The organism is Saccharopolyspora hattusasensis (assembly GCF_050972075.1).
GTDB lineage: Bacteria > Actinomycetota > Actinomycetes > Mycobacteriales > Pseudonocardiaceae > Saccharopolyspora > Saccharopolyspora hattusasensis.
The window spans coordinates 7075246-7085443 of the sequence record NZ_JBPCDC010000001.1 but is presented as its reverse complement, the minus strand read 5'-3'; the positions used below and the strand labels follow the sequence as shown (position 1 = coordinate 7085443).

At 72.6% G+C, this 10198-nt stretch carries 6 protein-coding genes; 1 reads left to right on the top strand and 5 read right to left on the bottom strand.

Annotated elements, in window-relative coordinates; all coding sequences use genetic code 11:
• The first annotated feature begins 39 nt into the window (after nucleotides 1-39).
• On the top strand, nucleotides 40-855 hold the full coding sequence (locus ACRXBZ_RS34125) for an SDR family NAD(P)-dependent oxidoreductase (protein WP_433882572.1): 816 nt from the start codon (nucleotides 40-42) through the stop codon (nucleotides 853-855).
• Between the two features lie 27 nt (nucleotides 856-882).
• Here the strand turns inward: ACRXBZ_RS34125 and ACRXBZ_RS34120 are convergent, their stop codons facing one another.
• The 5 genes from ACRXBZ_RS34120 to ACRXBZ_RS34100 all read right to left on the bottom strand — a co-directional run bounded on the left by ACRXBZ_RS34120 (nucleotide 883) and on the right by ACRXBZ_RS34100 (nucleotide 9778).
• Complete coding sequence (locus ACRXBZ_RS34120; RefSeq protein ID WP_433882571.1) at nucleotides 883-3987, bottom strand: non-ribosomal peptide synthetase; 3105 nt, start codon at nucleotides 3985-3987, stop codon at nucleotides 883-885.
• On the bottom strand, nucleotides 3984-4808 hold the full coding sequence (locus ACRXBZ_RS34115; protein WP_433882570.1) for a hypothetical protein: 825 nt from the start codon (nucleotides 4806-4808) through the stop codon (nucleotides 3984-3986). The genes ACRXBZ_RS34120 and ACRXBZ_RS34115 overlap by 4 nt, the downstream gene beginning before the upstream one ends.
• Nucleotides 4805-5671, bottom strand: coding sequence for a class I SAM-dependent methyltransferase (locus ACRXBZ_RS34110; RefSeq protein WP_433882569.1), 867 nt, complete (start codon nucleotides 5669-5671; stop codon nucleotides 4805-4807). The genes ACRXBZ_RS34115 and ACRXBZ_RS34110 overlap by 4 nt, the downstream gene beginning before the upstream one ends.
• Nucleotides 5665-6912 carry a cytochrome P450 gene (locus tag ACRXBZ_RS34105; RefSeq protein ID WP_433882568.1) on the bottom strand — a complete coding sequence of 416 codons (1248 nt, stop codon included), beginning with the start codon at nucleotides 6910-6912 and terminating at the stop codon, nucleotides 5665-5667. The genes ACRXBZ_RS34110 and ACRXBZ_RS34105 overlap by 7 nt, the downstream gene beginning before the upstream one ends.
• Nucleotides 6913-7015: 103 nt before the next feature.
• Nucleotides 7016-9778, bottom strand: coding sequence for a helix-turn-helix transcriptional regulator (locus ACRXBZ_RS34100; RefSeq protein ID WP_433882567.1), 2763 nt, complete (start codon nucleotides 9776-9778; stop codon nucleotides 7016-7018).
• Between the last annotated feature and the right edge of the window lie 420 nt (nucleotides 9779-10198).

Below are 10198 nucleotides of genomic sequence, written 5' to 3'. Positions count from 1 at the left end.
GGAATCCGTTGCTGGGCAAGGAAGATGCGGAGGAAGAACATGCGAGAACTGGCTGGCCGGACCGCGGTGGTCACCGGGGCGGGCAGCGGGATCGGCCGAGCGCTCGCTGGAGGTTTCGCCGCCAGGGGCATGGCACTCGCGCTGGCCGACGTGGACGAACCAGCGCTGGCCGAGACCGCGCGGCAGATCCGGGCGGCCGGGGCGGACGTGCTGGAAGTGCCCACGGACGTGCGCGACCCCGGCGCCGTGGACCGCCTCGCCGCGCGGACCGTGGCCGAGTACGGCGCGGTGCACGTGGTCTGCAACAACGCAGGCGTGTCCCGGATGGGCCGGAGCTGGGAGATCCCGCTGGCCGAATGGCACTGGGTGCTGGAGGTCAACATGTGGGGGGTCGTGCACGGGATGCGCAGCTTCGTCCCGCACCTGCTGGAGCAGCCCGAGGCCCACGTCGTGAACACCTCGTCGATCGGCGGCCTGGTGTCAGCACCGTTCATCGCCCCGTACACCGCGGCCAAGCACGCGGTGGTGGGGCTGTCGAAGTCGTTGCGCCTGGAACTGGCCGACCGCGCACCGCACGTGGGCGTCACGGTGCTGTGCCCGGGCGCGGTGGTCACTGCGATCGACCCGAACACCCCGCTCGCGGGCGGCGAACCGGAATCGCTCCCGCCGGAGGCCAGGACGCTGGCCGAGCACGCCCGCCGCACCAAGCACGAGGGCATGCCGCCGGAGCAGGTGGCCGAGATGACGCTGGACGCGATCCGGGAGAACCGGTTCTACGCGCTGCCCAACGCCGACGAGCTGATGCCCCTGCTGCGCGCCGACCACGACGAGGTGCTCGGCGCACCGCTGCGCTGAGCACCCCGCCGTCGGGTCCACATCGGACTACCCGCCGGACTTGACGAAGCCCGCCAGCTCGGCCGGGGTCGGGTGGTTGAACACATCGGCCATCCGCACCCGCACCCCGGTCTCGCGCTGGACCTCCTGGGCCAGCTTCGCGGCCAGCAGCGAATGGCCGCCGTGGGTGAAGAAGTTGGTGCCGGCGACCACGTCCGCGCGGTCGAGCAGCTTGGCGAACCGCGCGATGATCCCGGCTGTCACCGGATCGACCGCGGCCTGCTCATCGGCGGGCTCGACGGCGGGGGCGGCCCGCTCGCACAACATCCGGCGCAGCTCCGGGTGGTCGACCTTGCCGTTTCCGGTGAGCGGGAACCGTTCCAGGAACACGAAGTCCTGCGGTACCGCCGCCGCGGGCAGTTCGGCCCGCGCGGAGCTCCACAGCCGCTCGCGCAGCCCGGGCTGCTCGGCGCCCAGCACCACGGCGACCAGCACGGCGTCGTCGCCGTCGCCGTCGCCGTCGCCGACTACGGTGACGGCCACGGCGTTCACCTCGGCGAGGCCGAGCAGCACCGATTCGACCTCGCCCAGTTCGATCCGGTTGCCGCGCAGCTTCACCTGCCGGTCGGCCCGACCCAGCACCTCCAGGGTGCCGTCCGGGAGCCAGCGGGCCCGGTCGCCGGTGCGGTAGTGGCGGCCGTGCCCGGGCCGGGTGCGGAAGCGGTCGGCGGTCAGCTCCGGACGGCCGTGGTAGCCCACCGCCACGCCGGCCCCCGCGATGCACAGCTCCCCGATCACACCCACCGGCAGTTCCCGCCCCTGCTCGTCGGCGACGAAAGCGGTGGTGTTCGCGATCGGTGTCCCGACCCCGATCCGCGCCCCGGCCTCCTCGATCCGGGCGCACGTCGACCAGATGGTGGTCTCGGTCGGCCCGTAGACGTTGTGCAGCGAGCACCCCGTGGCCACCAGGTCCGCGGCCAGCGGCGCCGGCAGCGGCTCACCGCCGCAGAGCACGGTCCGCCCGGCGAGGGCGGGGCCTGCTTCGCCGAGCACTTGGCGCCACGTCGTCGGGGTGGCTTGGAGCAGCGTGATGTCGTGGTCCCGCACCACCTCCGCCAGCACTTGGCCGTCGACCTTGGCCTCGTCCGGGGCGACCACGACCTGGCCGCCGCGCACCAGCGGCGCGAACAGCTCCAGCGCGGAGATGTCGAAGGAGAAGGTGGTGGACCACAGCGCGGTGTCCGCGGCGGCGCCGAGATCGGCGGCGAAGTGACCGATCAGGTTCGCCAGCGCCGCGTGCCCCACGAGCGTCCCCTTGGGACGTCCGGTGGAGCCGGAGGTGTAGATCAGGTACGCCGGGTCCGCCCCGGTCACCGGCACCACCGGCGGCTCGTCCGGGCCCGGCCCGGCCACGGCGTCCGCGAGCGGCAGGACCGGGCAGTCGATCTCCTCGGGCACCCGCGCCGACGCGCCGACCAGCACCGCAGCCGCCCCGGAGTCGGCGAGCTGGTAGGCCAGGCGTTGGTCCGGATGATCGGGGTCGAGCGGCAGGTACACGGCCCCGGCCAGCCACACGCCGAACACCGCCGCCGCCAGCTCCGGCCCGCGCGCGGCCAGCAGCGCCACCACGTCGCCGCGACCGACCCCGTCCGCCCGCAACCGGTCCCGGACCGCGCCTGCCATCGTCCACAGTGAACCGAAGGATTCCGCGCGGTCCGGCGCCACCACGGCCGTCCGGTCCGGCTCGGCTGCCACGACCGCGTTCAGCGCGGCGGGCACCGTCGAGAACGGGATCTCGCGGGTGGTGCGGTTCGCCGCGGCCAGGACCTCCCGGTCACCGGCGTGCGCGACCGGGACCGAGCCCACGGCGCGCGCTGTGTCCTCGGCGAGGTCGACGAGCAGGCGGTCGTAGCGCAGCACCATCGCGTGTGCATCCACAGTGGACACGACACCGGTGTTGTGCACGGCGCGGACCCGGATGCCGTCCGGCCGGGGCAGCAGGAAGAACTCCAGGTCGAACTTGCTGTACCGGGTGGCCACGGGCTCCGCCGCGGCGGGCCGGCCGCCCACGGTGAACTCGGTGGGCCCGGTGTGCGGCACGTAGTTGAACACGTGCCGGAAGACGGTGTGCCGCCACGAACCGCCGCTGCGCGGGATCTCCCCGAGCAGGTCGTCCACCGGAACGTCGTGGTGCGCGAGCGCCCCGAAGAACGCGTCGCGGGCCGCACGAACCAGCGGCGCGAACCCGGCTTCCGGGTCCACGACGATGCGTAGCGGGGCCACGTTGACGTGGTAGCCGATGGCCCTGGGGGCGTCGCTGCCGCGGACGTTCAACGGCGAGCCGATCACCAGGTCGGGCCCTGCTCCGTGGGCGTGCAGCAGCGCCGCGTACGCGGCGAGCACCACCACGGCTTCCGGAACGCGCAACGCCCTGGCCGCGGATGCCACCGCGGCGACGGCCTCACCGGAGAGCTCGACCTCGACCTGATCGCCCAGCACCGCGGCCTCATCCGGATCGGCCGACGCGGGCACCCCGGGCGGGACCACGGCCAGCGCGAGCCGGTCGGGGTGCACCCCGCGCAGCTGTTCCCGCCAGTACCTCAGGCTCTCCGGGCGGGCCTCCGGCTCGGGCGCCGCGAGTGCCCAGCCGCTCAGGTGCGGGGGCAGCGCACCGACGGCCAACCCGTCGTACACCGCGACGAGGTCGTCGAGCAGCACCGTGGCCGACACCGTGTCGAACACCAGGTGGTGCACGACCACGCAGACCACGTCGTCGGCGCCGACTCCGAGCAGCAGTGCGCGCAGCATCGGACCACCGTCGAGCGGGAACGGCGCGGCCACGAAGTCGGCGAGCCGGGCACCCACGGCGTCCGGCGGGCAGGTCTCCCGCTCCAGCGGCACCACCAGCTCCGGCACCGTCTCCCGGACCAGACCCGACTCCTCGGCGCGGAAGGCGCGACGCAGCGCCTCGTGCCGGGCGACCAGCACGTCGAGCGTGCGGGCCAGCAGCGCCGGGTCGACACCGCCGGTGACCCGGAAGGCCAGGTGCAGGTTGTTCACCCCGGCCCCGGGCACCAGGCGCTCCAGCAGCCACAGCGCCGATTCCTTGCTGGAAGCGGGCACCGGGCCGGCCTCCTCCCCGGTGCGGGTCACCGCGCGCCCTTCCCCGCCAGCACCTCGCCGACGGCGGCCGCGACATCCGGGGCGCGCAGCAGGTCGGCGTGCTCGACGTCGAAGCGCAGTTCCCGGTCGACCAGGGCGGCCCGGTCCGCCGGATCGAGCGGGTTCAGGCCGCTGGTCGGGGTGGCCGAGCTGAACACGACCGCGCCCGCCCACCGCTTGTCGCGGTCGATCTGCGCCGCGGCGATGAGGTAGCGGACGAAGGAGCGGTAGGTGCCGGTGAGCTCCTCGGCGTACTCCTCGTCCAGGCCGGCGGCCGCGCACGCCACCTCGGCGGCGCCGGTGAAGATCCGGACCAGCTCGGTCCCCAGCTGCTCGACCCCGTCGACGCCGGCCAGCGCGCGGTCGCCGTCGGCGACGGCAGCAGCCGCGCGTTCGGCGCCGAGCATGCCGGACAGGCTCTCCACCACCTTGCGGTACTGGTAGTACAGCGTCAGCGTCGTCGGGGACTCCGGGTCGAACAGCAGCAGCGCCGGAGCCCGGCCGGTGCGCTCGGTGAGCCGCGCGGCGAGCTCACCGGCGAACGCCCCGCCCGCGCAGAACCCGAGCACGGCGCGGACGGGCCGGTCCGGCACGGCGGAGACCCACCGGTCGACGTAGTCGGCAGCGTCGAAATCCGCCTCCGCGCCCAGCGGGGGCTGCACCGTCTCCCACATGGCCGCCCCGGCGCCGAGCCCGTCCGCCAGGTCGCCGAACGCCGCCTCCGGGCGGCCCGTGGCCGCATAGTCCACCGCGAGCACGATCGGCCCACCGGGGTCCGCGCCGATCTCCCGCCACACCGGCGTCGTGGTCATGTCGTGCCTCCGGTCCGGGGCAGCCGCCCCAGGTAGTGGTGGACGGGGTACACGGCGGTCACCTGCCCGCCCGCCGCGCACTCGGTGAGCTCGGCGGCCAGTTCGGCGGCGACCTGCTCCCGGCGCTCGGGTGGCACCAGCTCCCAGTACACGCGCAATCCGTTGGACCAGGTCCAGTCGATCAGCGCCTGCGCGGTCGGGGCGGCGAGGACGACGTCCTGGCGGTGTTCGGCGACCTCGGTGAATCCGGCTGCGCACAGGGCCTCGCCGATCCGGCCGGGCCGGCCGAACGGGTGCGCGCCGTAGAGCGCGGCCACCCGCGGGTGCGCCGCGGCGAGCGCATCCGGATCGGCGGCGGCGATGATCCGGTCGACGCGCAGCGCGCCGAGGTCCCACTCGGAAAGCGTCGGCGGCGGCACCGGACCGGTCATCCCGATCCGGCCACCGGGCCGCAGCAGCCGCGCGTAGTGGGCGGCGGTCGCGAAGGGATCCGGGAAGTGCGCCGCGCTCATGCTCGCCGCGACGAGGTCGAACGACCCGGCGGGCAGGTCCGGTGCGGTGCCGTCGAGCACCCGGACCTCGACGTTGGCGAACTCGCGCGCTGCCGCGTCCGCCGCGGTCGCGGCGATCATGGCCTCGGCGATGTCGATGCCGAGGACGGCGCCGGACGGCCCGACCGCGGCTGCGGCCGGGAACAGCACAGCTCCTCGACCGCAGCCCACGTCGAGCACGCGTTCACCGGGCTGCGGCGCGAGCAGCTCCAGCAGCCTGTCTGCGATCGGGCGGAAGAACTCGACCCCGGTGTTGTCGTACTGCTCGGCGAGCTCGTCGAAGACGATCGTGCGTTCGGTGGACTTCACCATGCGATCGGCACCTCGTGCACGCCGTAGATGTTCGCGCCGACCTTGTAGCGCAGGTCCTCGACCGGCGTGGTCACCCGCAGGCCGGGCAAGCGCTGAAACAGCGTGCCGAACACGACCTCCAGCTCCAACCTGGCCAGGTGCGGGCCAATGCACTGGTGCGCGCCGTGCCCGAAGGCCAGGTGGCCGCCGGCGTTGCGCCGGATGTCCAGCCGCTCCGGGTGCTCGTAGACCGCCGGGTCCCAGTTGGCGGCCCCTGCCAGGGCGATCACGCCCTCGCCTGCGCGGATCGTCTCGCCGCCGAGTTCGATGTCCTCCAGGGCCACCCGCGATCCGGCCGGGTCGGAGACGCTGAAGTAGCGCAGCAGCTCCTCCACCGCGCTTGCGGCCAGGCCGGGGTCCGCGACCAGCAGCTCCAGCTGGTCGGGGTTTTCCAGGAGTCCGAGGGTGCCCATCGAGATCATGTTGGCAGTGGTCTCGAAGCCGGAGATGAGCAGGAATGCCGCCATCCCGACGATCTCGTCGTGGCTTAGCACGCCCAGCTCGACGTTGCGCCGCACGATCCGGCCGAGCACGTCGTCGGAGAGGTCCTGTTCCTTGGCCCGGATCAGCCCGTCGAGTCCGTCGAGCACGTCTACGTTGGCCTGCTGGCGCTGCTCGATGGTGCTTGCGTGGTCGACCATGGTCATGGTCCGCTCCAGGTAGTGCTCCCGGTCCTCCTGCGGCACGTCCAGCAGGTCGCAGATCACCCGCGAGGGCACCAGCAGCGCGAAGGCCGACATCAGCTCCGCCGGGCTACCGGCCGCCTCCATCGAGTCCAGGCAGTCGTCCACGATCTCCTGCACCCGCGGCCGCAACGCCTGCACCTTCCGCACGGTGAACTCCGGCACGACCAGCCGCTTGCGCGCGGCGTGCTCGGCGCCGTCGACGCCGAAGGCCCGGCCGATCACCGCGGACTTCTGCCCCCGCTGCGCGTCCTGCTGGGCCGCAGTCTGCACCTGGCGGAACTGGTGCGGGAATCCGGCGTGGAAGCGGTTCGAGCTCACCCGCGGGTCGATCAGGAGTTCCTTGACGAGTTCGTAGCTGGCGACCAACCACACCGATTTCCCCGAAGGCAGAACCGCCCTGCTGATCGGTCGCCGAGTGCTCAGCTCGGCGTACTCCGCGGGCTGGTGCAACGGACAACCCCTGGCCATCGGGTATGCCGGGGTCTCCGCCGGATCGGCGTCATGGGGCGTGGTCACGAGACAATCTCCCAATTTCGGTCGGAAAATCGAATGAAGAGCGGGCACCTCGCCGACCGCTCCCGGGAAGGAAATTACGGCGGCGCCACCGCTGCGACTGCCCCTAGGAGCCCCCTAACCGACTCCTACCGCGCCTGCGCTCGCGCGGGGGGGCGGGATGCACCTCCACCTTGCGCAACGGCTCGGGCTGCGCAGCGCCGGAAACCTGCCAGGGCAGGCCGAGGTCGGCGGGGAGATCGGCCCGCCTGCGCACCTTCAGCTTCCGGTAGACGCGGGTGAGGTGCTGCTCGACGGTGCTGACCGTGATGAAGAGGCTGCGCGCTATCTCCCGGTTGGTGTCCCCCCGGGACGCCAGTTCGGCCACCCGCCGCTCGGCGTCGCTGAGCGATTCCAGCCCTTCCGCGGCCTGGTGGCCCGGCACCGGAACCGGCCGCTGCTGCACGGTGAGCTCGGGGGTCAGCCGGTCGGCCCGGCACAGCGTGGCCAGGTGCAGCGCCCGCCGGGTCACCATGTGGGCCCGGCGGCTGTCCCCGGACCCGCGGTATGCCTCACCCAGCACGGCCAGCGCCCTGGCCAGCTCCAGCCGGTCCTGGGAGGTCTCCAGGTGCTGCACCGCCGTGGCCGCGATCCGGGTGCGGCCGCGGTCCCTCGGGTCCATGTGGCCTGCGCGGATGCGCGCCTCGACCCCGCGCAGCCTGGCGGTTTCGCCGCCGGGCAGCCGGGCCTGCTCAGCCAGCAGCCGCGACGCGAGATCGCGCTCGCCCAGGTGCATGTGGACCTCCGCGGCGTCGGAGCGCCACGGCAGCAGGACCGGGCTGTCCAGGCCCCACTCGGTCATCAGCCCGCCGATCGACCTGAAGTCGCCCAGCGCGGCACGCGCAGCCCCGGTGTGGAGGTAGTAGTAGCCGCGTGATCGCAGGTAGCGCAGCCCCCACACGGTGCGGAACATCGCGGGCGGCACCGGCCTGCCCAGTTCGGTGGCCGCGTCCTCCAGCCTGCCCATCCCCACCAGGGCGGCGACGAGCGTGCTCAGCGGGGCGCCCAGGGCGGTTCCCCATGCCTCGGCGGGCATGGCGGTCAGCGCGCGGCGGGCGTGCAGTTCGACCTTGGGAAGGTCGCCCGAAGCGAGCGCGACGTGCGCCCGGGATTCGTGCAGCTTGGCCTCCAGCAGGACGATGCCGTCGTTGCCCGCCTGCTCGATGAGTCGGTCGCACCAGTGCTCGGCGTGGCAGAGCTCGTCGGAGTAGATCAGGGTGCTCAGGGCGAACAGGCACGGCTGCAACGACATCCGGCGGAGCGTGCAGACCTCCAGCAGCCGCAGCGCCTCGCCGATCAGCTCCTCGCTCGGGCCGCCGGTGACCGTGTTCCGCAGGGCCTGCATCGAGCGCAGCAACGCATCGCTGGCCCCGATCATCACCTCGCTGCGCACCTGACCGGGGTCGAAGGCCGCCATGCGCCCGGCCATCCCGGGGTAGGTGATCGCGATGTGCAGCGACAGGGTGCGCAGGTCGGTGGCGTCATCGGCGACGAAAGTGCCTTCGTTCGCGGCCAACCAGTCCAGCACCTGCACGGCCTCGTCGTGCCACCCGTGCCAGAGCAGCTGCCCGGTCAGCACGATCGCGTCGTGCGCCGTGATCTCGCCGTCGGCGACGGCGTCCAGCGCCCCACCGAGCCTGCGCGGCACGGCCACCGGGTCGATCAACCAGCCGAGCGCGATGGCGTGGGCGTCCATACCGGGGCTCCTGTCGCCCGAGCGCTGCTTGGCGGCCAAGTCCAGGTAGCGGCGCGCCAGGTCGAGTTCGCCATCGCGCAGGCAGCGCTGGGCCTCGTCGTACAGCGCGGTCACCGCCCACTCGTCCGGCGCGCACTCAGCAGCCAGCAGGTGCGCGGCGACCTCGCTCGCCTCGGCGCCGCTGCGTCGGAGCACGTCGGCGGCGCGGACCCGCAAGTCTGCGGCGTGACCGGCGCCGACCCCGGACAGCACCGCAGCCCGTGCGGCCGGCGACCGGAACGCGGCGCGGCCGTCATCGGCGAGCAGGCAGGTGCCGGACAAGGTGCGCAGGTGCGCCGACAGCTCCTCGTCGTCGACGTCCAGGACCGCGGCCAGCACGGCCGGGTCCACGTCGTCGCCGAGCACCGCAACGCATTTCGCCAGCCGCGCCGCCCCGGAGCTGGTCCGGGCGAGGCAGGCGAGCACTACTTCGCCGAAGGCGCGGCCCGGGGTCACCGGAAGCCGTTCCCCCGGACCGACCGCCAGCAGGTCCTCCACCAAGGCGCGCACCAGCAGCGGGTTGCCCGCAGTGATGTCATGCACCTCGGCGGCGAGAGCGGCGTCCGGGGAGTCGAGGTGCTCGGCCAACACCTCCAGCACGCCGGACGGGGCCAGCGCGGGCAACCAGATCGACCGGAAACCGGACAACCGCAGGAGTTCGACGTGCACCGCGTCCCAGGGCAGGCCCGCATCCGCCAGCACGACCAGCGCGCCCGCGGATTGCAGCCGGGCCACCGCGCGGGGCAGCTCCTCGGCGGCTGCCCCCACGAGGAGCAGGTCGTCCACGACCACGACCAGCGGCCCCTCCGAGACCAGCTCCTCGGCGACGACCAGCGGATCGGCACCCGGGCGCCCGGCGGCGTTGGCGACAGCGTCGAGCAGGCTCCAGTGGTCCGCGTCACCCGAGGTGGCGACGAGGGTCAGGCAGCGCGCTCCCCGAACCGCCGCCCGCCGGGTGAACTCGGCCAGCAAAGCCGTCTTGCCGCTGCCGACGCCACCGCGTAATACCGCAACTCCACCATCTCCACCCGCACAGGCATCCACCATCCCGTCTAAAGTCATCAACTGCCGATGCCGTCCGACCAACGCGGTCACGGAATCCCCCAACGTTGAATTTTAAAATCAAGAAAACGCAACCCGACCAACAAATAAATAGGCTCCATGAACCCCAGCAGGGAAAACATGCCATGAAGCGCCTGCGGGCGTCAAGGCCAGAACTAATGCTTCCCCATTGCAATGGTTGATGCGATATCTCGCAACGACGCAACCGACCGAGTCGCGATAACCCGAACAACAGAATCACGAATACCCCAAAAGAGGGTTGCGCCACTCTGTCAATTCAGCCACGCACGCCGGCGACCTGCCCGGCCACCTCCCGGAATGCCCTCAATTGGCCAACAACGTCCCGCGATGACTCCTTCGCCCGAGCCACCGCAACTACCGAAATCCTGTGAGCATCGCCACAAACCAAACAACTCCGGACCACGCGCTTGAATCCGACTTCTGCCACCAGTC